General features: G+C 36.1%; 1 protein-coding gene. It reads left to right on the forward strand.

Annotation, left to right across the window (positions count from 1 at the left end):
• A partial coding sequence (gene yneK, locus Ga0466249_RS26075) for a putative protein YneK (protein ID WP_215832400.1) occupies nt 1–274 on the forward strand: 274 nt, incomplete at both ends.

Below are 274 nucleotides of genomic sequence, written 5' to 3' on the forward strand. Positions count from 1 at the left end.
TCAACTCAGCCACAAAAAAGATATTTAATAACCTTGACAACTTATCATATATTCAGAGGACTTCTTTTCGGGGTAACGACACGCTATACAATGAAAAGGTTCAGTTTAAACTCACTTATCCCGCCAGGAATGGAAGACACAAAGAAAATATTGAATTTCAGGTAGTAATAAATTTAAGCCCTATTTATTTAGATAATTTTCGCCATGATGGAGAAATTAATATTTTTTGCGCTCCCAACCCAAAGCCTGTCACTATGGGGCGCGTATTTCAGAC

Source organism: Pelorhabdus rhamnosifermentans (assembly GCF_018835585.1).
Classification (GTDB): Bacteria; Bacillota; Negativicutes; order UMGS1260; family UMGS1260; genus Pelorhabdus; species Pelorhabdus rhamnosifermentans.